The 24,328-nt window shown below is 58.8% G+C and carries 24 protein-coding genes and 1 pseudogene; 15 read left to right on the top strand and 10 right to left on the bottom strand.

The genetic code is table 11. From position 1 onward, the window contains the following. The coding region (locus tag GSM73_RS06025; protein WP_218575619.1) for a TorF family putative porin at window positions 1-333 on the top strand (333 nt) is incomplete at its 5' end. Window positions 334-429: 96 nt separating this feature from the next. Further along, on the top strand, window positions 430-1,296 hold the full coding sequence (locus tag GSM73_RS06020; protein ID WP_076385902.1) for a DUF6279 family lipoprotein: 867 nt from the start codon (window positions 430-432) through the stop codon (window positions 1,294-1,296). A gap of 136 nt (window positions 1,297-1,432) precedes the next feature. Here GSM73_RS06020 and GSM73_RS06015 read toward each other — a convergent pair whose 3' ends face one another. Then, window positions 1,433-1,825 carry a transcriptional regulator gene (locus tag GSM73_RS06015; RefSeq protein ID WP_076385904.1) on the bottom strand — a complete coding sequence of 131 codons (393 nt, stop codon included), beginning with the start codon at window positions 1,823-1,825 and terminating at the stop codon, window positions 1,433-1,435. Window positions 1,826-2,012: 187 nt separating this feature from the next. Between GSM73_RS06015 and GSM73_RS06010 the strand changes: the two genes are divergently transcribed. Beyond that, a complete protein-coding gene (locus GSM73_RS06010; RefSeq protein WP_160891864.1) occupies window positions 2,013-2,744 on the top strand; it encodes a thioredoxin family protein in 732 nt (243 codons plus the stop codon). Between the two features lie 36 nt (window positions 2,745-2,780). Here GSM73_RS06010 and GSM73_RS28195 read toward each other — a convergent pair. Both GSM73_RS28195 and GSM73_RS06005 read right to left on the bottom strand, forming a co-directional pair. Continuing rightward, window positions 2,781-3,002 (bottom strand): annotated as a pseudogene (locus GSM73_RS28195) (hypothetical protein); the annotation flags it as partial. 24 nt (window positions 3,003-3,026) lie between these two features. After that, window positions 3,027-4,733 carry a ShlB/FhaC/HecB family hemolysin secretion/activation protein gene (locus GSM73_RS06005; protein WP_160891862.1) on the bottom strand — a complete coding sequence of 569 codons (1,707 nt, stop codon included), beginning with the start codon at window positions 4,731-4,733 and terminating at the stop codon, window positions 3,027-3,029. Window positions 4,734-5,021: 288 nt separating this feature from the next. On the opposite strand from GSM73_RS06005, the gene GSM73_RS06000 reads away from it, so the two are divergent. Further along, window positions 5,022-5,297 carry a hypothetical protein gene (locus GSM73_RS06000; protein WP_160891860.1) on the top strand — a complete coding sequence of 92 codons (276 nt, stop codon included), beginning with the start codon at window positions 5,022-5,024 and terminating at the stop codon, window positions 5,295-5,297. 237 nt (window positions 5,298-5,534) lie between these two features. Here GSM73_RS06000 and GSM73_RS05995 read toward each other — a convergent pair whose 3' ends face one another. Next, window positions 5,535-6,881: a DEAD/DEAH box helicase gene (locus tag GSM73_RS05995; protein ID WP_107322100.1), complete on the bottom strand. Its 1,347-nt coding sequence runs from the start codon at window positions 6,879-6,881 to the stop codon at window positions 5,535-5,537. Between the two features lie 193 nt (window positions 6,882-7,074). Here GSM73_RS05995 and GSM73_RS05990 point away from each other — a divergent pair, with 193 nt between their 5' ends. From GSM73_RS05990 to GSM73_RS05965, 6 genes are all read left to right on the top strand, one after another. Further along, a complete protein-coding gene (locus GSM73_RS05990) occupies window positions 7,075-8,364 on the top strand; it encodes a mechanosensitive ion channel family protein (RefSeq protein WP_160891858.1) in 1,290 nt (429 codons plus the stop codon). 425 nt (window positions 8,365-8,789) lie between these two features. After that, complete coding sequence (locus tag GSM73_RS05985; RefSeq protein ID WP_256244289.1) at window positions 8,790-9,902, top strand: iron-containing redox enzyme family protein; 1,113 nt, start codon at window positions 8,790-8,792, stop codon at window positions 9,900-9,902. Between the two features lie 12 nt (window positions 9,903-9,914). After that, window positions 9,915-10,229, top strand: coding sequence for a Rieske 2Fe-2S domain-containing protein (locus GSM73_RS05980; protein ID WP_092458270.1), 315 nt, complete (start codon window positions 9,915-9,917; stop codon window positions 10,227-10,229). A 9-nt stretch (window positions 10,230-10,238) separates the two neighbouring features. Next, entirely contained in the window at window positions 10,239-11,420 is a 1,182-nt protein-coding gene (locus GSM73_RS05975) for a hypothetical protein (RefSeq protein WP_092458267.1), read from the top strand. A gap of 11 nt (window positions 11,421-11,431) precedes the next feature. Further along, window positions 11,432-12,649: an ATP-grasp domain-containing protein gene (locus GSM73_RS05970; protein WP_160891856.1), complete on the top strand. Its 1,218-nt coding sequence runs from the start codon at window positions 11,432-11,434 to the stop codon at window positions 12,647-12,649. A gap of 4 nt (window positions 12,650-12,653) precedes the next feature. After that, window positions 12,654-13,328, top strand: coding sequence for a phenylalanine--tRNA ligase beta subunit-related protein (locus tag GSM73_RS05965; protein WP_160891854.1), 675 nt, complete (start codon window positions 12,654-12,656; stop codon window positions 13,326-13,328). 56 nt (window positions 13,329-13,384) lie between these two features. On the opposite strand, the gene GSM73_RS28190 is transcribed toward GSM73_RS05965, so the two are convergent. From GSM73_RS28190 to GSM73_RS05945, 4 genes are all read right to left on the bottom strand, one after another. Then, a complete protein-coding gene (locus tag GSM73_RS28190) occupies window positions 13,385-13,801 on the bottom strand; it encodes an Lrp/AsnC family transcriptional regulator (RefSeq protein WP_092458258.1) in 417 nt (138 codons plus the stop codon). Between the two features lie 61 nt (window positions 13,802-13,862). After that, window positions 13,863-14,738: a carboxylate/amino acid/amine transporter gene (locus GSM73_RS05955; protein ID WP_160891852.1), complete on the bottom strand. Its 876-nt coding sequence runs from the start codon at window positions 14,736-14,738 to the stop codon at window positions 13,863-13,865. Between the two features lie 348 nt (window positions 14,739-15,086). After that, on the bottom strand, window positions 15,087-15,686 hold the full coding sequence (locus tag GSM73_RS05950) for an FMN-dependent NADH-azoreductase (RefSeq protein ID WP_047227915.1): 600 nt from the start codon (window positions 15,684-15,686) through the stop codon (window positions 15,087-15,089). A 151-nt stretch (window positions 15,687-15,837) separates the two neighbouring features. Beyond that, window positions 15,838-16,152, bottom strand: a complete 315-nt coding sequence (locus tag GSM73_RS05945) for a hypothetical protein (RefSeq protein WP_047227916.1) — start codon at window positions 16,150-16,152, stop codon at window positions 15,838-15,840. Window positions 16,153-16,202: 50 nt separating this feature from the next. Between GSM73_RS05945 and GSM73_RS05940 the strand changes: the two genes are divergently transcribed. From GSM73_RS05940 to aqpZ, 5 genes are all read left to right on the top strand, one after another. Then, entirely contained in the window at window positions 16,203-17,126 is a 924-nt protein-coding gene (locus GSM73_RS05940; RefSeq protein ID WP_076385912.1) for a LysR family transcriptional regulator, read from the top strand. Between the two features lie 14 nt (window positions 17,127-17,140). Further along, the gene (locus GSM73_RS05935) at window positions 17,141-17,944 is read left to right on the top strand and encodes an alpha/beta fold hydrolase (protein ID WP_047227918.1); all 804 of its coding nucleotides are present in this window, start codon (window positions 17,141-17,143) and stop codon (window positions 17,942-17,944) included. A 4-nt stretch (window positions 17,945-17,948) separates the two neighbouring features. Beyond that, window positions 17,949-18,512 (top strand): peptidylprolyl isomerase, encoded by a 564-nt coding sequence (locus tag GSM73_RS05930; RefSeq protein ID WP_076385914.1) that lies wholly within the window; start codon window positions 17,949-17,951, stop codon window positions 18,510-18,512. Window positions 18,513-18,596: 84 nt separating this feature from the next. Next, the gene (locus GSM73_RS05925; protein ID WP_076385916.1) at window positions 18,597-20,429 is read left to right on the top strand and encodes an ABC transporter ATP-binding protein; all 1,833 of its coding nucleotides are present in this window, start codon (window positions 18,597-18,599) and stop codon (window positions 20,427-20,429) included. 368 nt (window positions 20,430-20,797) lie between these two features. Further along, window positions 20,798-21,487, top strand: coding sequence for an aquaporin Z (gene aqpZ, locus GSM73_RS05920; RefSeq protein WP_047227921.1), 690 nt, complete (start codon window positions 20,798-20,800; stop codon window positions 21,485-21,487). Between the two features lie 16 nt (window positions 21,488-21,503). On the opposite strand, the gene GSM73_RS05915 is transcribed toward aqpZ, so the two are convergent. Both GSM73_RS05915 and GSM73_RS05910 read right to left on the bottom strand, forming a co-directional pair. Then, a complete protein-coding gene (locus tag GSM73_RS05915) occupies window positions 21,504-22,628 on the bottom strand; it encodes a GNAT family N-acetyltransferase (protein WP_076385918.1) in 1,125 nt (374 codons plus the stop codon). A 143-nt stretch (window positions 22,629-22,771) separates the two neighbouring features. Then, on the bottom strand, window positions 22,772-24,082 hold the full coding sequence (locus GSM73_RS05910) for an OprO/OprP family phosphate-selective porin (protein WP_160891850.1): 1,311 nt from the start codon (window positions 24,080-24,082) through the stop codon (window positions 22,772-22,774). Between the last annotated feature and the right edge of the window lie 246 nt (window positions 24,083-24,328).

Below are 24,328 nucleotides of genomic sequence, written 5' to 3'. Positions count from 1 at the left end.
CTGGGCAGCAGGTTCGGCGTGGCCTTCAGCAACGACCCGGATAAACAGAACAGCACCTTGTTTGCCGACCTGGGCGGCAACGTGCCGTTTGGCATTGGCGTCAGCGCCAAATACACCACCCACCAGTACAACTCACCGGTGTCGGTGGAGGACGGTTATGTAGGCAGTTTCAGTGACTGGTCGTTGAAAATTTCCCGCCCCTGGAGAGGCATCGACCTGGACCTGATCTACAGCGACTCAAGCTTGAGCGGCAGCCGTTGCTCGGCGTACTCCGGCCACAACAGCGAATGCGACGGCCTGCTGACCCTCAAGATGGCCCACCCTTTTTACTAAGCGTTACTTATTCGATCAGCTGAACTGCCGCGCACCTGCCATGCTCAAACAAGACAGTTACGCCTTCGCAACCCATGCCTTCGCAAGGACTCGCTCATGTCGCGCTGGTTCACCCGCATCGCCCTGCTCATGGCCCTGCTGCTCACCGTCACCGCCTGCAGCCGCGTGGGCCTGGCCTACCGCAACCTCGACCTGATCATCCCCTGGACGCTCAACGACTATCTGGACATCAATGGCGAGCAAAAGGACTGGTTCAACGACCGTCTCAATGAACACTTGAACTGGCATTGCACCACACAACTGCCCGGCTACCTTGACTGGCTGGACCGCTTGAAGAACATGGTGCAAACCAACCAGGTGACCGACCAGGCCCTGCAACAGCGTACCCGGGAAGCCAAGGCCGCCATCGCCGAAACCGCCCGGGAAATCACCCCGTCGGCCATCGAGTTATTGCAGGGATTGAACGACGATCAGGTCGCGGACATGGACGCCGCGTTCGTCAAAGACCAACGCAAACGCCAGCAGCAATACCTCAAGCCGACGTTGCAGCAGCAAATCCAGGAGCGCAGCGAACGCATGGAGAAACGCCTGAACGACTGGCTCGGTCCGCTCAGCGAAACCCAGCGCCAACGCGTGCAGGCCTGGTCCCGCGCCTTGGGCGATCAAAACCAGCAATGGATCGCCAACCGCGCGCACTGGCAAAACCAGTTCAGCGAAGCTGTGGCCCAACGCCACAGCCCCGATTTCCCCAAGCGCATCGAGCAACTGCTGGTCGACCGCGAAAGCCTCTGGACCCCCGCCTACCGCCAGGCCTTCGACAAAACCGAAGCCCAGGCCCGCAGCCTGCTGGTGGACGTGATGGCCGACAGCACCCCGACGCAACGCGAACACTTGCTGAGGAAGATCGACCGGGTGAAAAAGGATTTCAGTGATTTGAAGTGCCTGAAGGCAGCACGCTCATAAAACCACTGAGATGCATGTGGGAGATCGAATGTGGGAGCGAGCTTGCTCGCGATAGCGGCAGAACAGGCAACACACCTGTTGATGTCAGACCGCTATCGCGAGCAAGCTCGCTCCCACAGGGCTCAGTGCAGGCCTGTCAGGCAATCTGCGCCTTCGAAGCCACCTCATCAAAAGTAAACTCATCCAGCGCATCTTCCTGCTCATCCAGCACCTGGCGCGGATGATCATTGCCCGGGATGCTGCTGTCGATCAGGCTCAACAACCGCGAGCCACGGGGCGTCAGCACAAAGTTCTCGCCGTTACCTCCCTCTTCCTCCGGCCGAGGCTCGATATAGTTACGCTCCAACAGCAGCTTTTCGTACTCCCCGGCGACCGCTTTCAGATGATCGAGGTTCTCGATCGGCTCGCCTGCGGCTGCCTTCTCTGCCGCGTACTGCTCCGCATAAGGCCGAGGGGTAAAGCTGTGGCCGGCGCCGTTTTGCACTTCGTGCAACAACCGTTCGATCAAGTCCCAGTTATAAGTCGTCATCCTGGTCCATCCTCCAAAGAGTGAGATGCCTACTTAAAGTGTGACCCAGGCGCTGCGCTGCCGTTCAGCCGGGCTTACCGGTGGGCTATTGCCCAAGCCGACCAACGGCCTGTCGAATTCCCCCCGGGCCAAACGACCACTGACAGAAGTGCCGAATCAGCGGCTCTGCCACGCAGGAGAATTCACCATGAACGTAGAAAATCATGCCGTCGTCTCGCGGGAAGAATGGCTCGCCGCCCGTCGCCAGCACCTGATCCACGAAAAAGCCTTCACCCGCGAACGCGACAAACTCAGCGCAGAACGCCGCGCCCTGCCCTGGGTAAAAATCGAAAAACCCTACCGTTTCCAGGGCCCCAACGGCGAACTGAGCCTGGCCGACCTGTTCGGCGGCCGCAGCCAACTGATCATCTACCACTTCATGTTCGGCCCCGGCTGGACAGAAGGCTGTGATGGCTGCTCATTTCTGTCCGACCACATCGACGGCGCCAACCAACACCTGGCCCACCACGACGTCGCCGTGGTCGCCGTCTCCCGCGCGCCGTTCGCCGAGTTCCAGCCGTTCAAACGTCGCATGGGCTGGGCCTTCGACTGGGTCTCGTCAGAAGGCTGCGACTTCAACTACGACTTCGGCGTCAGCTTCAAGGCCGAAGACGTCGCCGCTGGAAAAACCTCCTACAACTACGAAAAATCCGACACCACCGAAGGCGAACTCCCAGGCCTGAGCGTCTTCTATCGCAACGAAGCCGGCGACATCTTCCACACCTACTCCACCTACGCCCGCGGCCTCGACATCCTGGTCGGCACCTACAACTACCTCGATCTCACGCCCAAGGGCCGCAACGAAGACGAAATCATGGACTGGGTGCGGCATCACGATAAATACGAAGAGGCCGAGCCCCACGGCTGCTGCCATAGCTGATGCGCCAACCCGCGCAAGTCGAGCGCGAACCCTGTGGCGAGGGAGCTTGCTGATGGGCACGCCGTTACCGGCCCGGTCCAGACCAGTACCCGGTGCGCTGACCACGATCCCGTCAGCTTGGGCCCACAGCGGTTGCCAGAACATGACATTGGCCAACAGGAACGCCAGGCCGCGCTTGGGCATGCCCCAGAAGTGCTCGCGGGTTTGCAAGGTAGCAGAAGGCTGGCAGGCCAGAAAGGCGTGTTGGCGGTCGTCCATGATCGAGTCTCGTTGCAGCAGGAATTAGAGGAATACATCCACGCGGAAGTAGATCGGCGCTTCGCGCTCGGTCAGGGCATCCGGGCGTTCCAGGGAATGGGCGAAGGTGACGCTGGCGCTCAGGTGCTGGCCGCGGGCGAACAACTCCAGAGAATTGCTCGACATGCGCCCGTGCTGGTCGTCGTTGTAGCGGCCGCCACGAATCACGCCTTGGTCGTAACCGAGGCTGGTGCCGTATTCAGCGAACACCGGGCGCAACCACTCCAGCGTCACCGGGCGGCTCCAGCGCAGGTCGTTGCGCCAATAACCACCGCTGTCGCCGGACAGCGACTGGTCCTTGTAGCCACGAATCGACGATTGCCCGCCCAGGCTCATGCGCTGGGGGCTGAACAGCACGTCCTCGCTGCGCTGGCCGGTCATCAGGCTGCTGAAACTGAACGATTCGCCCCACAACTTGAACGGTTGCAGGTAACTGACGGTGGCGGTGTATTTGCGATAACGGGCGTCGGCCTGGCCGGGACCCGGATCGTGATCGCCCTGGGCATCGAAAGCGCCGATGCCTTGCTGCACACCCAGGTCCAGGTTGACGAAAGCACTGCCGACCCGTCGGCCATGGTTGATGCCGAACTGCCCTTCACTCAGGCGATTGCTGCTGACGTCCAGTTTGCTGTCTTCAATGAAGTTATTGGTGCGCAGGTAGGCCAGGCCGGTGTTGAGAGACGTCTTGCTCAGGGCGTCGCGGTGAATCACCCGTTCGACTCGCAACTGATGGTTCTGGCTGTCGCCGGTCTGCTTGAAGTTGAAACCGTTGGCCGGGATCTGCGAGCGGTACTCGCTCCGACTGTAGGTGTAACTGACGCTCCACCAGCCAAAAGGCAAGTTGTAATAGAGCATGGCGTTGTTGGAGGTGTGTTGGTGGTCGGTCATCGCATCGTGACCACCGCGCAACATCAACTGGTCGGCCAAGCCCAGCGGGCTGTCCCACTCAAAGCTGGTGCCCCACTGCTGCTCGCCGGTGCTGCGCTGGCCGTCGTTGCTACGCGACAGCCCGGCACGCCAGGGCTTTTGTACTTCGTTGGTGACGCGCACTTCACTGCCACCGACGTTCTGGCCGGGGGTCAGCTCCATCTTCGCCTGATTCGATGGCAGGCGATTGAGCTGATCGACCATCTGCTCGATCTCTCGCAGGTTGACCAACTCGCCGGTCTTGCCAGGAAAGGCCATCGCCAATTCACGGTCCGAGAGCTTGCTGTTCTCGGCGCCCTTCAAGCCTTCAAGCCGTCCTTCCACCACCAGCACGCTTAAATGCCCACCGGACAAATCCTGCTGCGGTAAATAGGCCCGGCTGGTGACCAGGCCTTTTTCGATGTAGTGATCGGTGATGACTTTGAGCAGCTCATTGAGCTGCGTCACGCCCAGGCATTGGCCGATGTAAGGTTTGAGCAACCGCTCGCGCTCACTGGCCGAAAGACTGTCGGCACCTTTGAGTTCAATGGTCTTGATGGGGAAACATCGGGCATCGGCAGGCGCTGTTGGCTGGGCCGGTTTCTCCGCCTTGCCGGGTAAGTCCTTGAGCTCTTCCAGACGTTGACGCTGCTCTTCGAGCAAGCGGTTCTGACGCTCGCGGATAAGGTCGGTTTCGCCGGGGGTGGGGGCAGCATGAGCAACAACAAGCGGAGAAAGGCACAGCAAAGCTACGCACAACCTCGCCCAAAGTAAGGGGGAGGACATGTTAGATCCCTCTAGCAAAATCGATATCAAAATAGTGGCGCGATACTAATTAGCCATCATTTTGACGTCAACTATTTGTTTGATCCGCGGGACTATTACCGAAACCATTCATCTGAAATAAGACGCCTTCCCCACGGAAGTACGAAAGGTCCGATGCGGAACCGGAGACTTCCTGCGAGACGGACAGAAACAATCGCGGGCGTACCTCGCAACCTCCAGCCAATGAACTTTCCACCCTCGCGTGGCCTCAACCCCTTATCAGCCCAACAAGGAATACGAGGCCCTGCCATGAACACCCTCCTCAAACTCACCCTCGCCGCCACCCTCACCTGCGCCCTGCCCGCCTGGGCCACTTGCACGCCCGAGCAAGCCACCGCCAAGCGTGAACAATTGGCCAAGGAAGTGACCAGGCTCACCGAACAGAACCCGGACAAGGCTAAGGAAATGAATAAGGAACTGCAGGCCATGGACCTGGAGACCGCCAGCAAGGACGTGCCGGATAAGTGCCAGTTGATTGATGAGCGTCTTCAAGAGCTCAAGAATGCGGAGAAGAAAGCGGGGTGATGCCCGAAGCAGGGCACAGCTTGCTTTTGTGGCGAGGGAGCTTGCTCCCGCTGGGTGCGAAGCGCCCCCTGAAATCGAAGCGTCAACTCGTTAGATGATTGTAAATTCCACTTTGTTGGGGCTGCTGCGCAGCCCAGCGGGAGCAAGCTCCCTCGCCACGGGTTTTGCGTCAGATTCAGTTATCCATAAAAAACCGGACTCAAGGTCCGGTTCTTTTTATCAAGCACTACCGCCGTTTCACTCAGCCGCTGGCGCCTCCGGCTTGCGGCGCTTGAGTGGGGCCATGCCGTCCTTGCTAACCAGCGACAAAGCGTCGGTCTTCGGACGGTTGGCGATCTTGCGCTTGGTCGGGGCCTTGGCGCCGGTTTTCTTCTTGTCGCCCTTGGCGTCGACCTTTTTCTTCTTCACGCCAACAGCCTTGCCCGAGGCCTTGACCTTTTTCGGTCCGCCGTAGGTGCCTTTGACTTCCTTGATGGTGCGGCGCTCGAAGCTCTGCTTGAGGTAGCGCTCGACGCTCGACATCAGGTTCCAGTCGCCATGGCAGATCAGCGAAATCGCCAGGCCATCGTTGCCGGCGCGTCCGGTACGACCGATACGGTGCACGTATTCGTCGCCGCTGCGGGGCATGTCGAAGTTGATGACCATGTCCAGGCCTTCCACGTCCAGGCCGCGGGCGGCAACGTCGGTGGCGACGAGGATTTTCACGCCGCCCTGCTTGAGGCGGTCGATGGCCAGTTTGCGGTCTTTCTGGTCTTTCTCGCCGTGCAGCACGAACGCCTTGTATTCCTGGGCCACCAGGCGACCGTAGATGCGGTCGGCCATGGCGCGGGTGTTAGTGAACACGATGGCTTTTTCGTAGGTTTCGTTGGCCAGCAGCCAGTTCACGATCTGTTCTTTGTGCTGGTTGTGGTCAGCGGTGATGATCTGCTGACGGGTCGTGGAGTTCAGTTGGCTGACCGCGTTGAGCTGCAAGTGCTCAGGGTTGTTCAGCACCTTGGCGATCATTTCCCGCAGGCCCGAACCGCCAGTGGTGGCGGAGAACAGCATGGTCTGCTGGCGGTTGACGCATTCATCCACCAGGCGCTGCACGTCTTCGGCAAAACCCATGTCGAGCATGCGGTCGGCTTCGTCCAGCACCAGCACTTCGACTTCCTTGAGGTCGAGGTTGCCGGCGTTCAGTTGCTCGATCATCCGCCCTGGCGTGCCGATCAGGATGTCCGGTACTTTGCGCAACATGGCGGCCTGGACCTTGAAGTCTTCGCCACCGGTGATCAGGCCAGACTTGATGAAGGTGAACTGCGAGAAGCGTTCCACTTCCTTGAGCGTTTGCTGGGCCAGTTCACGGGTCGGCAGCAGGATCAGGGTCTTGATGCTGACACGAACCTTGGCCGGGCCGATCAGGCGGTTGAGGATCGGCAACACGAACGCCGCGGTCTTGCCGCTGCCGGTCTGCGCCGTCACCCGCAGATCACGCCCCTGGAGCGCGAGCGGAATAGCCGCTGCCTGCACCGGCGTTGGCTCGACAAATTTAAGCTCGGCCACGGCTTTGAGCAGGCGTTCGTGCAGGGCGAATTGGGAAAACACGGGTGCTACCTCGAAGAAATGCAAAAAAACAGCTGCATAGGGTAACGGTTTCGAGCGCGAAGGCCGAGTTTCTTTATACGAACGGCGCTAATCAGTGGCTTTTTTGTGAGCCGATTCGTCATCAAGGGTCACTTAACCTGGCTTAAATGCTCTAATCGCACCGTCGCGTCTTTATAGAAGAACCGTTTCGTCCATGGACATCAAACAGCTCTGGGTCAACATTCAAGACCTTTGGGGTGCTCTCGATAAGCATCCCCTCCTGCATTCCAGCCTTGCACTGATACTGCTGCTGGTGATTGCCCTGGTGCTGGGGCGCGTGGCGCGTTACTTGATCCTGCACGGTGCCAAGTTGCTGGGTCGCCAGCCGGCCCTGCACTGGGTCAACGACCTGCGCCAGAACAAGGTTTTCCATCGCCTGGCGCAGATGACGCCCTCGCTGGTCATCCAGTTCGGCCTGCACCTGGTGCCGGAACTGAGCAAGACCAGCATGATTTTCCTGGGCAATGTTGCCCTGGCTTTCACCATCCTGTTCATGGTGCTGGCCATCAGCGCCCTGCTCAGCGCCCTTCTGGATGTCTACGCCCGCACCGAACACGCCCGTACCCGCTCGATCAAAGGCTACGTGCAACTGACCAAGATGGTGCTGTATGTGTTTGGCGCGATCATCATTGTTGCCACCCTGATCGACCGCTCACCGCTATTGCTGCTGTCGGGTTTGGGGGCCATGTCGGCGGTGATTCTGTTGGTCTACAAGGACACCTTGCTGTCGTTCGTCGCCAGCGTGCAGCTGACCAGCAACGACATGCTGCGGGTCGGTGACTGGATCGAGATGCCTCAGGTGGGGGCCGACGGTGATGTGGTGGACATCACGCTGCACACGGTCAAGGTGCAGAACTTCGACAAGACCATCGTCTCGATCCCCACCTGGCGCCTGATGTCCGAGTCGTTCAAGAACTGGCGCGGCATGCAGCAATCTGGCGGGCGGCGGATCAAGCGCAGCCTGTTCATCGACGCCGGCGGCGTGCGGTTTTTGCAGGACGAGGAAGAACAGCGCCTGACCCAGGTTCATCTGCTGACCGATTACATCAGCCGCAAACAGGCCGAACTCAAGGCCTGGAACGAAGCCCAGGGCAACGTCGCGGCGATGTCGGCCAACCGCCGGCGCATGACCAACCTGGGCACCTTCCGCGCCTACGCCTTGGCGTATCTGAAAAGCCACCCGGACATCCAGCCAAACATGACCTGCATGGTCCGCCAGATGCAGACCACGGCCCAGGGCATCCCGCTGGAAATCTACTGCTTCACCCGCACCACTGCGTGGGCCGACTATGAGCGTATCCAGGGGGATATTTTCGATTACCTGCTGGCGGTAATGCCGGAGTTCGGGTTGAGCCTGTATCAGCAGCCCAGCGGCAACGATTTACGAGCAGGCCTGCTGACTTTGAGACAGGAGGGCAAAGCAGTCGACTTGTTGGAAAACTGAGGCCAGGGGGCGGTCCTGTTGGCCCTTAATCGAATCAGCCAAAATCCGTCTATGCCTTTAGTAAATTTCACTATGGGCGCAATCAGTTTTCAGCTATTTCAAAAAGTTTCAAAGCTTTAGCATTTCGCCTCCAATTAGATCGGCGAAGGCGCTACACCATGTTATGGACAACTAAACTTACTGATGAATCTGCCTATGATGGAACGAACGCAGACGCTGAGGCACTGGCCCTCTACGCGCGTGCCGAGGCGTTCGCGCAACCTCGTAGTTTTTATACAAGCAGCCCGTACCAACGCCCCTCGCGACCTCAGGATATCAACGACTCGCTTCTCACCGACAGCCTGACAAGCCACCAGCTTTCAAGCAGCCATCATTTATTGGCGCAACGGCTGCTGTTGAATATTTATGAACAAGACCTGGTTTTTTTGCCCAAGCCACCCATGGCGTTCAACCTCAAGGAGTTCAAGAACTTCTATGAGCCACAGCACGTAGCGTCCGGCAAAAAAATCCGTCCGGTGCTGGAGAACTATCTTTACGGTTGGCTCAAGGAAGAGGTCCATGTCAACGGTCCCTGGGAGCTGGAGTCGTTCCTGGCCCATACCGACAAAGTGCTGGACGACGTGGCCCAGTCCGACTCCCGGCTCTTTGCAGTCCTGACCGGCAGTCGTGATCCTCAACGAGCGGCAAAATTCTTCATGACCCAATGTGCAGGCGACTTCCTTAGCGAAGCGTCAGCCATGGCGCGTAATGTGCTGGGTAACTGTGGCATGTACACCAGCGAGTTGTTCAAGATCCTGATCGACGAGTACGGTTATGGCGTAGACAAAAAGAAACACAGCACCATTTTCGAGGACATGCTCAAGGAGATGGGCATGTCACATCACGTCCATCACTACTGGCAGTTCTATACCGCCAGCTCGCTGTCGCTGACCAACTACTTCCATTACGTTTCAGCCAACCATGGCGAGTTGTTCCGTTACATCGGTGCCATGTATTACACCGAAGCGACATTGGCCTTAACGACCAAACATCAGTCGCGCGCGATCCGGACCATCTTCAACAACACCGTGTCCACCGAATACTTCGATGAACATTCCCACATCGACGTTCATCACGGACGCATGGCCCTGAAGCGCCTGATCATCCCGATGATCGAACAGTTCGGCAACAAGATCATTCCGGACCTTATCCGCGGCTTCGAAGAATTCAAATTGCTCCAGGATATCGCCGACGAAGAGCTCTATGCCCACATCAAGTGGCACGACGAACTGGACGAACATCGCGCCCGCGCGGCAGAACTTCATGGCCAACGCAACGTGGACATGCGCATCACCGAGTCGGAAAACGAACTCTCGGTGCTGCACACCCATTCCAACGACGAGTTGTTCTGGGTCGAGTCAGGCGAGCTGGACTTTGTCCTGAGTCCTGAATTGTCAGTCCGGCTGAAGGCTGGCGAGGGCGTCGTGATTCCCAAGGGGATGATTCATGGCACTTGCGTCACCAGCAAAACCTGCACCTACACCGTTACGGCAATCTGAGTAACCCAGCCCATGAAAGCCATCAGCCTGAATCTGACCCACGTCAATTATGTCGCTGTGGACGAGAAAACCTATTTTCTCAAGCGCCATCCTCATTCCACACAGCTGTTGCCCACCAGTTGCCCCCATCGAGGCGGTCCGTTACACATGGGCGAAGTCACGCAGGACGGGCAAAGCGTGATCTGCCCTTGGCACGACAACGCTTACAAACTTTGCAACCTGGAAAAGAAATCCCTGCCAACGGTGCGTGTGCGGAACGTAATCAGCACCGTGGTCAGCGATAACAACCGGTGCGTGCCGCTGTTCAAACTTTCTCGCCATGACTGAGTAAAGCGTATGACTAATAAATCAACCCTGGGAGCGTTCTACTCGATCGTTACCCTCTTCACCGGCCTGGATATGGCGATCGTCATCGCCATGGTCTGGTTCGGCCTGGAAACCACCGGGTCGACATTCCTGGTGGGTGCAACCTTGTGTGTGGCGACAGTGGTGCCTTATCTGTGCGAACAGTTCATCGGTAAGTTTTTTACCGTCGAACTGAGCATGCGTCGATTGCTCTACATTCGACTCACGGCATTCGGAGCCATTCTGGGATTGTCCCTTACCGACGCCGCGCTGCTGCCAATCGGCTTTTTAAGTATCGCGTTCGTGGTGGGGGTTACCGACTACTTCACCATCAGTACCCTGGAGTCAAAAAACACCAAGCTGGTGCTGGCGGGCCTGACCAACAGCGACACGTCTGCACGCCTGATGCAAACCTCCATCCAGATAGGTGCCTTCGGCGGCGCGCTGCTCGGGGGGGTGATCGTGGATATCTTCTCGGTCAATCAGACCCTGCAGATCATCAGCCTGGCGGCTATCGTGTCGCTGGGAGCAACGTTGCTGGTAGCCGCAACCCCGACATCCGACGATCCGGTACAGGCGCCTGACACCAGTGCGATTCTCGCCCGGCATCTGCCAGCCAATCTTTACATCCTGATCATCGTCCTGAGCATGATCGGCTTCCACATCGGCGCGTTCAACAGCCTGGTGCCCATCGTCTTCCAGAAGCTCAATGAGTGGAACGCCACCTTGTTTGGTGTCGCCAGTGGCTTGGCCGGCCTGGGTGCTTTCAGCGCCGCCGTGTTGCCACGGATCAAGCTCAACAGTTACAGCGCCATGTTGATGGTGGTCCTGGCCGATGTCGCGATCGTCTATTTCCAGAACCTCTACGTGATGATGGCCGCAGCGTTCCTGCTGGGTTTTTGCATCAACAGCCTGAGGATCCAGCTGCGTAAAACGCTGATCGAGTCTGCGCCCAATGCGCGGATTGCCGATGTCATCGCAGCCAAGAGCTCGCTTTACTACCTGCTGGTCAGCGGCTCGGCGCCCATGATCCTGACGTTCTTCACCACTTCAGGCTTTTTGGGAATCGAAGGCGCGCGCCTTCTGATGATCGCGTCGGCCGCACTGTTGGGATGTGCCGTGCTGGTCTGGAATCTCAGCCCCGGGGTCTCGCCCGCGGTCACCGCTGAATAGGAGTGGATGATTTGAAAACCGTACTGATTGTTGATCCTTTCTCCACCGGCAAGCTCTACGCGCCAGTGCTCAATGCCCAAGGCGTACGTTGTGTTGCTGTTATTTCCACCGGCGAGTTGCCCCTGCACTTCACCAGTGACTTGGTGAAGGAAAACTTCGAGGCGATTTACTACTGGGACGATAAACCGCTGGAGGCTTTAAAGACCCTGTCCGTGACGGCAGTCATCGCTGGGTGCGAAACAGCGATCTATCTCACGGACTACCTGACAGAAGCCCTCGGCCTCACGGGTAACAGTCGCGCAACCAGCGACCTTCGTCGCAACAAGTTCGCCATGCAGCAAGCGCTGAAGGAACACGGTTTACGCCACATTCCTTCAGACATCTTGAGTTCACCCACGCACATTGCGGATTTTGTGGCCACACTGGACCCGACCCTCAAATACGTGATCAAGCCTTTGAACTCAGCGGCTACCGAAGGTGTTGTGTTCGCCGAAGGCAAGGAAGCGGTACAGGCTGCACTGGATGGCGCGGCATGGAATAAAAAAAATGACTTGGGTGAGATCAACCTTGGCTTCATCGTCCAGCCGTTCATATCGGGGCCGGAGTACGTGGTCGATATGGTCGCGTTCGAGGGCACGTTCGTCGTGGCTTCCGTGTGCAAGTACACCAAGGTCAATAAAAACGGCAGCCGGTTTGTCTATGAAAGCCTGGACACCCTCGATCCCCGCTCACCCGATGTGCAACCACTGATCGACTACGCGCGCCAGGCAGCCGCCGCATTGAGCATCAGGATTGGCCCCATCCACATGGAAATCATCTGGTCCGATGCAGGCCCAGTGATGATTGAGGCGGGAGGTCGCCTGCACGGAGGGATTGCGCCGCAACTCTTTCAGCAGGTCTACCAGCCTGATTTGCTTTCGTTGTCCGTTGACTGCTACCTGGGACGCTCGCCGACCCCGGCCGAAGAAGTCAGCCAAATCAGCCGGGGAAGAATCGGTTTCTTCTGCTCCCACGAAAAGCGCACCTTCAACACACCTTCTTCGACGGTGCTGCACAGTGTTGCCCAGGATGTTGCCTATTGCGGCCACAAATATTTCATCAGCCCCGGCGATACCACACCGGTAACGATCGACTTTGCCACCTGCCCCGGCTTGTTCTGGCTCCATCATCCTGAGGTCAACCAACTGGATGCCAGCACCGAAAGCATACGCAATAAATTATGGTGTTAATGTGATGAAGCCCCGTTTAATCATCCAGAAATCCGCCAGTGACCTGGGCATCAACAATGCCTGCGCGGCGGTGATCAGCAACGTTACCGTTTCCGATGACCAAAGTTTCATGGGTGTGCTGCAAAGCAACCTGAATCACGTTGCTTCCCACTTGAACAGCCTCATCTCGAACAGTGTGTATGAAGGGTTTTCCAGACAGCTCAAAAAGCTCGGCTATGAAAATACCGTCAGCGCCAATGAGAAACTGCTCAGGCGATTCATCTCCAAAGGCGCCCAGCCCATCAACAATATTGTCGACGCCTATAACGCCGTTGCGATTCGCCACGGCGTCAGTATCGGCGTGCACACCTACCATCACCAGGAAGACATTCATGTATTCCGTTCGGAACAACCCAGGAACTTCCGACCGCTGTTTGCCAAGAAAGACATCACCATACCCACCGGCGATCTCGTCTATAGCTGCGGTGATGTCCCCTTGGCAAGCATTGGCAAGGTAGACGCCGATGCCCATGATTTTCGTCTAACCCAGGATTCGTCGAATCTGCTGGTTGTCGTACTGGGGCACGACGAGACGCCTAGGGCGTTCAATCGGTCAATCATTGAAGAGTTGATAGACATGCTTCGTCAGAAAATGCCGAGCCTGAATCATTACTTCCTTGAGACGGTGGTCGACCGGTAACCCCGCTGAGGCATGAACAAGGATTGAGCAGCCTGCCAGCCACTGCTCAATCCTCCTCAGCGCCAGGCCTTGAGGACCGGGTTAACCACCACTTCATTGACATGCTCAATCTTCAGGAAACTGTCCTTGAGCACCATCAGCGCCTCAAAGTTTTTGTATTTGACTTCGAGCATCATGTCCACATCGCCAAACAGCGAATAGGCGTGAATCACTTCGCGGTAGTGATAGATCTTCGGAAACACCAGATGGCAACTGTTGCCGTCAAGTCGCAGCATCAGAAACGCCGACTGTTGGGCTTCTTCGTCCTGCGCGACGTTGATGGTGAAGCCCAGGATCACACCCTTTTCAATCAGTTTTTGAACACGCGACTCTACCGCCGTACGGGACTTGTGCACTTGCCTGGCAAGCTGCGCCAGGCTAACTCTGGAATCATCCTTCAAGGCCGCAATAATCAGCTCATCAACCTTGTCCACTTCGCAGCTCCCTCTGTTTCTGTTGCGTAGGCATTACCGCTCGCGCCGATGCCGCTGACGATCACGCCGCGGAGTTTACGCCAGGCGCCGGTTTTATACCCAACCGACTGATCCACACCGCCGCTAATATCACCGACCCGCCCAGCAGCAACCGCCCCAGTTCCTCGTGCTGGTTCCAGATCAGCAGGTTGACCAGCAACCCCACCGGCACATGCAGGTTGTTCATCACAGCCAGCGTGCCGCCGTTGACCATGCACGCGCCTTTGTTCCACCAGTAAAGCCCCAAAGCGGTGGAGACCAGGCCGAGGAATATCAGTACGCCCCATTGCAGCGGTGCTTCTGGCCAGAAATCCGCCTTGCCGAACATCAGGAAGGCCGGCAACGCCACCGCCAGTGCGCCGAGGTAGAAGTAGCCGAAACGCCGGTAGTGCGGCAGGTCGCTGGGATGGCGAGCGACGAGATGTTTGTACAGCACCTGCCCGGCCGCATAGGTGAAGTTGGCCAGTTGCAGCAGCAAAAAGCCCATGAAGAAATCCGGGTTGATCCGGTCGTAACGAATCACCGCCGCGCCAGCCACCGCCACCAGCGCCGCGATCAAGGCCCAGGGATTGAAGCGACGATTGAGCGCGTCTTCGATCAGGGTCACGTGCAGCGGCGTCAGGATGGTGAAAAGCAGGACCTCGGGCACCGTCAGCACACGAAAGCTCAAGTACAGGCACACGTAGGTCACGCCGAACTGCAAGGCGCCGATCAACAGCATGCCGCGCATGAACGACGGTTCCACCTGACGCCAGCGGGTCAGCGGAATGAACACCAGCCCCGCCAGCACAACCCGCACCAGCACCGCGAAGTAACTGTCGACATGCCCGGCCAGGTATTCGCCAATCAGACTGAAGGAAAACGCCTGAATCAGCGTGACAAAAAGTAGATAGCCCATACGCCCCTCGTTTCGGATGGCGGCGAAGATAGCGGTTTTTGCCGGTTGTCGCTAACTGCAGTAGCCAGCCCAGGCACTGAACCCTGTGGGAGCGAGCCTGCTCGCGATGGCGGAGTGTCAGGTGATTTCTCTTACACAGTCACACTGCAATCGCGAGCAGGCTCGCTCCCACAGGGTTGTGTGGCTGGCCTGGAATTGCAGGCAAAAAAAAGCCCGATCTCGCTAAAGCGTTCAATCGGGCGACTGCACTCAGGAGCAACAAGTGCCAAGGGAGGTTCGATGCGCAAAACAGCTTGAAGGGAGCGCCAGGCCACTAGACCACCTGGCGATTACCTGAGGATTAACGGATCAGGCGACCTGGGACAGCTTGGCGTTGGCCTGATTCAAGCCCTTCTCCTGGAAATCACCGCCCAGGTTCATGCCCTCGGCATGGATGAAGGTCACGTCGTGGATGCCGATGAAGGCCATGACCTGACGCAGGTAGGGTTCCTGATGGTCGGAGCTGGCGCCGGCATGAATGCCGCCGCGAGCGGTCAGGACGAAGGCACGTTTGCCGGTCAGCAGGCCCTGGGGACCGGTGGGGGTGTACTTGAAGGTCACACCGGCACGCAGTACGTGGTCCAGCCAGGCTTTCAAGGTACTCGGGATGGCGAAGTTGTACATCGGCGCGGCCATCACCAGCACGTCAGCGGCCAGCAACTCATCGGTCAACTGGTTGGAGCGTTCCAGGGAAGCGTTTTCGATGTCGTTGCGCTGCTCGACGGGCTTCATCCAGCCCCCGAGCAGATTGGCGTCCAGGTGCGGTACCGGATGGATGGCCAAGTCACGAACACTGATTTCATCGGCCGGGTGCGCAGCTTTCCATTGGTTGATGAAGGTCTGGGTCAGTTGACGGGACACCGAGTCTTGCTGGCGGGCACTGCTTTCGATGATCAGAACGCGGGACATGGGATGTAGCCTCCATCGGAGAATGTTGTCAGTCGATGGAGTGAAGCTTAAACATGGTTACATCGATCAAAAAGCGCAAATAATTGCTGCAAAACATCGATAAATTCGTTTATAAGCGGAGCAAGGATTAGCTCGCTCCTGTGTCACCGACTTATTTCGGCTGGCAGGTCAGTGTGATGCGCAGCTTGATGATGTTGCGGTTGAACTTGGCGGTGGCGTTCTTGAACTTGCCGGCGGCGACTTCGATCTTGCGGGTACGTGGCGCTTCAGGGCCGTTGCGAAACACCACAGTGCAGGCCGCGTCGGTGCCGCCGTAGTTGTTGACCTGAATGGAGCCGATGTCGGCGTCGGTGTCATAGGCGGTGTAGTCGATGCTCAGGCCGTTGAGGTGTTTTTCCACATCGATCGGGTACGCGAACGCAGTCAGCGGCAACAGGGCCAGCACCACACAACAGATTTTTTTCATTAGGCAGTCTCCACCAAGGGACCGCCAGCTTAGGACAAGAGGAGCTCAATATGAAAGCGCCCCGCGTGACCCTGGATCAATGGCGAACCTTGCAAGCGGTGGTCGACCACGGCGGCTTCGCCCAGGCCGCCGAGGTGCTGCACCGCTCCCAGTCGTCGGTGAGTTACACCGTGGCCCGCATGCAGGACCAGCTCGGCGTGCCGTTGCTGCGTATCGATGGGCGCAAGGCCGTGTTGACCGAAGCCGGCGGCGTATTGCTGCGTCGTTCCCGTCAATTGGTGAAACAGGCCAGCCAACTGGAAGACTTGGCCCATCACATGGAGCAAGGCTGGGAAGCGGAAGTGCGGCTGGTGGTCGATGCCGCCTATCCCAACGCCCGCCTCGTACGTGCCTTGACCGCGTTCATGCCGCAAAGCCGTGGCTGTCGCGTGCGCCTGCGCGAAGAAGTGCTATCGGGTGTCGAGGAAGTGCTGCTCGAAGGCGTGGCGGACCTAGCCATCAGCGGCTTCAGCATTCCCGGTTACCTGGGCGCCGAACTGAGCGATGTTGAATTCGTCGCGGTGGCCCATCCCGAACACGCCCTGCATCGCCTCAACCGCGAACTGAACTTCCAAGACCTGGAAAGCCAATTGCAGGTGGTGATTCGCGACTCCGGTCGCCAGCAACCCCGCGACGTCGGGTGGCTGGGGGCCGAGCAACGCTGGACCGTCGGCAGCCTGGCCACCGCCGCGACGTTCGTCGGCAGCGGCCTGGGCTTCGCCTGGCTGCCACGGCACATGATCGAGCGGGAACTCAAGGAGGGCTTGCTCAAGCGTCTACCCTTGGAACAAGGCGGCAGCCGTAACTCCACCTTCTATCTTTTTTCCAACAAGGAAAAACCCTTGGGCCCGGCCACGCAAATCCTCATCGAACTGCTGCGCACCTTCGACACCGCGCCGCTGGATGCGCCGTTCGCCGCCCCTGAACAAGCCTGACAAGGATTTTGCCAATGGCCTATTTCGCCCACGAAGATTGCAACTTGCACTACGAGGAATATGGCCACGGCGCGCCCTTGATTCTGGTCCACGGGCTGGGCTCGAGCACCCGCGACTGGGAAAAACAGATCCCGGTATTGTCCGCCCACTACCGTTTGATCGTAGTGGACGTGCGTGGCCATGGACGCTCCGACAAACCTCGCGGGCCTTACAGCATCGAAGGTTTCAGCGCCGACCTGATCGCCCTGTTCGAACACCTGGACCTAGGCCCGGTGCATCTGGTGGGCTGGTCCATGGGCGGCATGATTTGTTTTCAACTGGCCGTGGATGAGCCAGGGCGGGTCAAGAGCCTGTGCATCGTCAACAGCGCGCCGCAAGTCAAAGTCCGCACGCCTGATGACTGCTGGCAATGGTTCAAGCGCTGGAGCCTGATGCGCCTTCTGAGCCTTGAAACCATTGGCAAGGCCTTGGGCGCCAAGTTGTTCCCCAAACCGCAACAGACCGAGTTACGCCTGGAAATGGCCCGGCGCTGGGCAAAAAACGACAAACGTGCTTATCTCGCCAGCTTCGATGCCATTGTGGGTTGGGGGGTTCAGGAACGACTGTCGCAGGTGGCCTGTCCAACCCTCGTCATTTGCGCCGACCACGACTACACCCCCGTGGCCTTGAAAGAGGCCTATGTGAAACTGCTGCCCGATGCCCGGCTGGTGGTCATTGCCGACTCACGGCACGCGACCCCGCTGGATCAACCCGAGCGCTTCAACCAAACCCTGCTCGAATTTTTGACCGCAATCGACTCAACTACTCAGGATCACTGAACCCATGCTGAAAAAAATCGCCCTCGCCGCCGGCTCCGTCCTGTTTGCCGCCAACCTGATGGCCGCGCAGCCGACCAAGGCGCCCCACGTATTGCTGGACACCACCAACGGTCAGATCGAAATCGAGCTGGATCCGGTCAAGGCGCCGATCAGTACCAAGAACTTCCTTGAGTACGTGGACAGCGGCTTCTACAACAACACGATTTTCCACCGCGTGATCCCGGGCTTCATGGCCCAGGGCGGCGGTTTCACCCAACAGATGCAACAGAAAGACACCAAGGCACCGATCAAGAACGAAGCCAGCAATGGCCTGCATAACGTTCGTGGCACCTTGTCGATGGCGCGTACTTCCAACCCGAACTCGGCCACCAGCCAGTTCTTCATCAACGTGGCCGACAATGCGTTCCTCGACCCGGGCCGTGACGCCGGTTACGCAGTGTTCGCCAAAGTGGTCAAGGGCATGGACGTGGTGGACATCATCGTCAACTCCCAGACCACCACCAAACAAGGCATGCAAAACGTGCCGATCGATCCTGTGATCATCAAGTCGGCCAAGCGCATCGACTAAACAGCACAGGGCAAGCCTGAGCGGCGGCGGCGATCCCGCGCCGCTCACAGGAAAAAAGGAGAGCCCGGCCCGGGCTATGTACCCATGGTTTATCGCCGTTTCGAAACACTGATCGACATTTTCCGCGACGCCCCTACCTCGGCACCACCGAACCGCGTCCTGCCCTTCTACACCTATTATCTGAAACAAGTCTGGCCCAGCTTCGCCGTGCTGCTGGTGGTGGGCCTGATCGGCGCACTGATCGAGGTGGCGCTATTCAGCTACCTGAGCCGCATCATCGACCTGACCCAGGGCACGCCGAACGTGGACTTCTTCAAGCTCCACGGCCTGGAGCTGGCGTGGATGGCGGTGGTGGCGCTGGTTTTCCGGCCGATCTTCGTGGCCTTGCATGACCTGCTGGTGCACCAGACCTTGAGCCCCGGCATGACCAGCCTGATCCGCTGGCAAAACCATAGCTACGTGCTCAAGCAGAGCCTGAACTTTTTCCAGAACGACTTCGCCGGACGCATCGCCCAGCGCATCATGCAGACCGGCAACTCCTTGCGCGACTCAGCGGTGCAGGCCGTGGACGCGCTGTGGCACGTGCTGATCTACGCCATCAGCTCACTGGTGCTGTTTGCCGAAGCCGACTGGCGCCTGATGATCCCGCTGCTGATCTGGATCGCCGCCTACATCGGTGCACTCTGCTACTTCGTGCCGCGGGTCAAGGAGCGCTCCGTCGTATCGTCCGATGCCCGCTCCAAACTCATGGGCCGGATCGTCGACGGCTACACCAACATCACCACGCTGAAGCTGTTCGCCCACACCAACTTCGAACAGCAATACGCCCGCGAAGCCATCCAGGAGCAGACCGAGAAAGCCCAATTGGCCGGCCGCGTGGTCACCAGCATGGACGTGGTCATCACCAGCATGAACGGGCTGCTGATTGTCGGCACCACGGCGCTGGCCCTGTGGCTCTGGACCCAGTCGCTGATCAGCGTGGGCGCGATTGCCCTGGCGACCGGGTTGGTGATCCGTATCGTCAACATGTCCGGCTGGATCATGTGGGTGGTCAACGGCATCTTCGAAAACATCGGCATGGTCCAGGACGGTTTGCAGACCATCGCCCAGCCCGTCAGCGTTACCGACCGCGATCAGGCCAAGCCTTTGGCGGTGGCCCGTGGCGAAGTGCGCTTCGAGCATGTGGATTTCCACTATGGCAAGAAAAGCGGGGTGATCGGCGACTTGAACCTGGTGATCAAGCCGGGGGAAAAGATCGGCCTGATCGGCCCGTCCGGTGCGGGCAAATCCACGCTGGTCAACCTGCTGCTGCGTCTGTATGACGTGCAAGGCGGGCGCATTCTGATCGATGGGCAGGACATCGCAGAAGTGGGCCAGGAAAGCCTGCGCGAGCGCATCGGCATGATCACCCAGGACACGTCGCTGCTGCACCGTTCCATTCGCGACAACCTGCTCTACGGCAAACCCGACGCCACCGATGCGCAACTCTGGGCGGCGGTGCACAAGGCCCGCGCCGATGAGTTCATCCCACTGCTGTCGGACGCTGAAGGCCGCAGCGGTTTTGATGCCCATGTGGGTGAACGCGGAGTGAAGCTGTCCGGCGGCCAGCGTCAGCGTATTGCCATCGCACGGGTGCTGCTCAAGGATGCGCCGATCCTGATTATGGACGAAGCGACGTCAGCACTGGACTCGGAAGTCGAAGCGGCGATCCAGGAAAGCCTCGAGACCCTGATGCAAGGCAAGACCGTGATCGCCATCGCCCACCGCCTCTCCACCATCGCGCGAATGGACCGACTGGTGGTGCTGGAAAACGGCCGCATCGCCGAGACCGGCAGCCATGCCGAACTGCTGGCCCATGGCGGGTTGTATGCGCGGCTGTGGCAGCATCAGACGGGTGGGTTTGTGGGCATCGACTGAACCGGGTTGGCTTCTACAGACAGGAGGCGTGGGAGTCGTGTGGGAGCAAGGCTTGCCCGCGATGAAGATGACGCGGTCTCCCGGATGGCCCGAGGCGCCTGCCTCGCGAGCAAGCTTTGCTCCCACAGCCCAGCGCCCGAGCGCCATTCTGAAAAATTCTGTCCAGGATCCATTTAGCCCACACCGCAACCGCATACTCCCCACCGTCCAAGGCCGAAACCGCCACAGTCCATGACTCTGGCGGTTTTTTAATGCCGCTGGATTTGTCGCAACGTTCTGCTGTACTCAGCCCAGGTTCTGGAGATGAACCTGTCGTAACTCTGCTGGATGCATAACCGATTATCACGACTGTTCTATCAAGGATGCTTATGTCTTTACTCAAACGATCAACGACTGAGTTGTTGGGTACGTTCTGGCTGGTGTTGGGCGGCTGTGGCAGCGCTGTATTGGCCGCTTCCGGGATTGGCGTGCTGGGGGTTGCCCTGGCATTCGGCCTGACGGTGTTGACCATGGCGTTCGCCATCGGCCATATCTCAGGTTGCCACCTGAACCCGGCCGTGTCGGTGGGCTTGTACGTAGGCGGGCGGTTTCCGGCCAAGGAACTGCCTGCCTACATCATTGCCCAGCTCATTGGAGGGGTGCTCGCCGCCGCGTTGATCTACTTCATCGCCAGCGGCAAGGAAGGCTTCGACCTGGCCGCTTCCGGCCTGGCAGCGAACGGTTACGGCGAACATTCGCCCGGTCAGTACTCCATGGTGGCCGGCTTTGTGACTGAGCTGGTCATGACGGCAATGTTCATCCTGATCATCCTCGGCGCCACCGACAAACGTGCGCCAGCCGGCCTGGCACCGATTGCCATCGGCCTGGCCCTGACGCTCATTCACCTGATCTCGATCCCGGTCACCAACACCTCCGTCAACCCGGCCCGCAGTACCGGTCCGGCACTGATCGTCGGCGGCTGGGCCATCGAGCAATTGTGGCTGTTCTGGGTGGCACCGTTGCTCGGCGCCATCGTTGGCGGTGTTGCTTACCGCTGGCTGGGCAAGGAAAACAGCTGAGTCACGCCGGCGAAGATCAGCATTGCCGATAAGGCAGTGCGGTCTTCGCCTCTTCGGCATACGCCAACACGCCCTCCTGCTCCCGGACCAGAAAGTCTGCAACCGCCGCCTTCAGGCCAGGATGGCGCAAGTAGTGCCAGGAACGGGTGATCACCGGCTCGAAACCACGAATCAGTTTGTGCTCGCCCTGGGCACCGGCATCGAAACGCTGCAAGCCGTGGGCAATGGCGTAATCCATGCCCTGATAAAAACAGGTCTCGAAGTGCAAACGGTCGAATTCCGCCAGGCAACCCCAGTAACGCCCATAAAAACTGTCACCGCCCACCAGGCTGAACGCCATCGCCACCGGCCGTGAACCTTGCTTGGCCAACACCACGCGAATGGCCTCGGGCATGCGCTCGGCCAGCAGACTGAAAAACGTCCGGGTCAGGTACGGCGCTTGCCGACGCACCGCGTAAGTATTGGCGTAACAGGCGTAGACAAAATCCCACTGGGCCTGGTCCAGTTGATGACCTTCCAGCCATTGGAACTCGATGCCCTGCCCCGCCACTTGCTCACGTTCCTTGCGCATCTGCTTGCGTTTGCGGGAACTGAGCGCGTCGAGAAAATCCTGGAAGTCCCGATAACCGCGATTGCGCCAGTGGTACTGGCAACCAATCCGCTGCAGCCAGCCCTCCTGCCCGGCCAGCGCTGCGTCGGTAAAGGCATCGGTGAAGTTGATGTGGGCACTGGAGAGCGATTCGATTTCCAGATAACCCGGCAGGCTGGCAAGCAACTCCAACCCGTCTTCCCCACTCGCCGCCAGCAGCCGCGGGCCACTGACCGGGCTGAACGGCACCGCCGTCAACAGCTTGGGGTAATAGTCGATCCCGGCCCGGGCGCAGGCGTCGGCCCAGGCATGGTCGAACACGTACTCGCCGTAGGAATGCCACTTGCGATAACTGGGCAGAGCCGCCAGCACACGCCCGTCTTCAATATGCAGCAGATGCTCGGCCTGCCAGCCTGATTGCGGGCCCAGGCTGCCACTGTCTTGCAGGGCCGTGAGGAAAGCGTGGCGCAGGAAAGGTTGATTGACGGGCACCAGTGCGTCCCACTCTTGCGGCGCGATGGCGGACAGGCTGTCCAGAACGTGTAGCGGCATGCGGCTCCCCGATATCCAGAATGCGGATGGGGCGAGTATCGCCGATCCTGAGCGGACGGACGTAAAAAAAAACCCCGCCAGAGGCGGGGTTCAAAGGAGCTATAACGGATGAAACATGAAGCGTTGAATCAAATCAGCACGACTTAGAACACGTACTGGGCGCGCATGACAAAACCGTCACCATCGTCGTCGCCGTTGGCATTGGTCACGTTGTCGGCCTTGGCCTTGACGTAGGCAGCGGAGATTTTCACCGCTTCGTTGGCGTACCAGTTCACACCCAGGTTGTGCACCTTGGCTTCGGCATCGCCCACGTCACGGGTCGCGGAGGCAGTGGTGATGTTGTCGTCTTCGACGGTCATGCTGTCGTAGCGATAGAACACTTCCCAGGCGCCGATGGATTTGTTCTGGGGTTTGATCGCGTCAAACTTGCCGACTTTATAGCCACGGGACTCACCAGTGATGGTATAGGCACCCTGGACGTAGAAGCCGTGGCCTTTGATGTCTTCGAAGGCATCGCTGTCAGCCTTGGTTTTACGCGAAATGTATTCACCTTGGATCGACGCAGGCCCCATGGCGAAAGCGGCTTCCAGGCCGAACGCCGTGTCGGTGTCGTACGAACCGGCCGGCGAGTTGTTCGCGCCACCCAGCAACGGACGGTTGCCGTTAGGGCCGGCATCGTTGCCACCCAGCGTTTCGACGCCACGCATGCCCAGGCGGGAACGGTAACGTGCATCGAATACGGTGTCGGAGACGTCACGGGAGGCGACGTTCACACCGAAGTGCAGGACGTTGCCGGAGTCATGCATCGGCGCGAATACGAAGCGACCGTTGACCTGCTTGACGCTGTCGCCGTCGGTGTCGTTGTTGTCCTTGGCGAATACGCCAGCGGAGGCATAGAACGAATCGGCGAAGGTGCTGGACGCTTGCAGACCCAGACCGTTCTGGTGGCCGTTGGCCCAGTCGATCAGATCGTAAGCGGCGTTACGCTCCGGCGCGGTCACCCACTTGGAACTGGTGGCTTTTTCCAGGCCGAAATCCGGGTCGAAACGACCGAATTTGATCGAGACCGGCTTGAAGCCATTGTAGGCCATGGACGCTTCGTCAAAGTAACCGTCGTCTGAACTGCCGGCGTTATGCGAGAAGTCGTAGCTGATGGTGTAGGCCCAATCCGTGTACAGCACGCCGGACAGTTCCAGGAAAGCGCGACGAAAGTAAGCGGCATCAGCCGATTTACCATTATCGGTGTAGAGACCGTCGAACTGGCTGTAGTCAGCCTGCAAACGACCGCCAAGCTTGAAGCTGAACTCTTTGTCGGTGGTAGCGACCTCAAGGCCGCCCTTGGTTTTGACCACGATATCGGCGCCATCGGTGGTGACGGTGCCGGCGAAAGCCTGGGCGGTTACTGCCATTGCCAGTGCGCTGGCGGCAACACCTGCGAAGTGCTTACGGATCATCGAAGAATTCCCCTGTTGGTAGTCTATGCCGTTAGAAAACACGCGGAACTGAGCCCGCTGGTGTTGGAGGGGATCTTGGCGATGGGTTGTGTCAGCGCAGTTGCTGTCAGATAAAGATTTTATGACAGGGGAACTTTTTACTTCGAAAGGGAATAACCGATGCACCAATACCAGTGGGAGCGAGCCTGCTCGAGATAGCGGTCAATCAGCCGGCATTGATGTCGAATGAAACAATGCCATCGCGAG

The organism is Pseudomonas sp. PICF6 (assembly GCF_009831705.1).
Taxonomy (GTDB): domain Bacteria; phylum Pseudomonadota; class Gammaproteobacteria; order Pseudomonadales; family Pseudomonadaceae; genus Aquipseudomonas; species Aquipseudomonas rhizophila.
The sequence above is the reverse complement of the archived record's forward strand: the minus strand, read 5'-3'. Positions and strand labels throughout refer to the sequence as shown.